Genomic DNA, 1172 nt, shown 5'->3' on the forward strand with positions numbered 1-1172 from the left:
CTCGATCTTTCGATCGAGGGGGCGTTCGGCTTCGCGTGACCGACTACAGCAGCGCGGACAGCTCGTCGGCGGCGTCGGCGCCGTAGGCCTTGGTGAGGCGTTCGACGGCCTCGTCCTTGTTCAGGGTCCACTCCTGGGTGCCGGTGGTCTCCAGGACCAGCACGGCGATCAGCGAGCCGAGCTGGGCGGAACGCTCGAGGCTCAGGCCCGCGCGGTGGGCGGTGAGGAAACCGGCGCGGAAGCCGTCGCCGACACCGGTCGGGTCGACCTTGGCCGCCTCGGGAACAACGCCGACGCGGACCTCGGTGCCGTCGGCGTCGACGACAAGCACACCTTCCGAACCCAGCGTGGTGACCCGGATGCCGACCTTCGCGGTGATCTCCGCTTCGCTCAGCCCGGTCTTCTGCTGCAGCAGGGCCCACTCGTACTTGTTGGTGAACAGGTAGGCGGCACCGTCGACCAGCTCGGCCGCCTGCGCACCGTCGAGGCGGGCCAGCTGCTGGGACGGGTCGGCGGCGTAGGCGATGCCCTCGGCCTTGGCCTGCCGGGTGTGGGCGACCATCGCCTCGGGATCGTTGGCCCCGACCAGCACCAGATCGACCTCGTGTTCGGCGGCGATCGCGGCGATATCGATATCGCGCGCCTCGCTCATCGCACCCGGGTAGAACGACGCGATCTGGGCCATCGCCTCGTCGGTGGTGCACACGAATCGCGCGGTGTGCGCCTTGTCGGAGATGTGCACGGCGGAGCAGTCGACGCCGTTGCTCTCGAGCCACTGCCGGTACTCGGCGAAGTCGGCGCCCACGGCACCGACCAGCACCGGACGCTGCTTCAACAGGCCCATGGCGTAGGCGATATTGCCCGCGACGCCGCCGCGGCGGATCTGCAGATCGTCGACGAGGAAACTCAGGGACACATGATCGAGCTGATCGGCGAGCAGCACATCGGCGAACTTGCCGGGAAATCGCATGAGGTGGTCGGTGGCGATGGACGCGGACACAGCTACAGACACGAGGCAAGGCCCCTTCGACACTAGGCGCGGAAAGCAAGAAGTGGGGGGTGCATGGACACCTCGAGTGCAACGGTAGGGCGCGCCCCGAAGCCGGTGTTATGCCTGGGCTCCCCCAGCCCGGGGACGAGGTTGTGCGCGCAGACCAACAAGGAGCTGCGGC

At 68.3% G+C, this 1172-nt stretch carries 1 protein-coding gene; it reads right to left on the bottom strand.

Features of this window, described 5'->3' with window-relative positions:
• Positions 1-43: 43 nt before the first annotated feature.
• On the bottom strand, positions 44-970 hold the full coding sequence (locus tag ACFWPJ_RS18360; RefSeq protein WP_378852842.1) for a carbohydrate kinase family protein: 927 nt from the start codon (positions 968-970) through the stop codon (positions 44-46).
• Positions 971-1172: the final 202 nt, after the last annotated feature.

It is taken from the genome of Nocardia sp. NPDC058497 (assembly GCF_042720195.1).
Lineage (GTDB): Bacteria > Actinomycetota > Actinomycetes > Mycobacteriales > Mycobacteriaceae > Nocardia.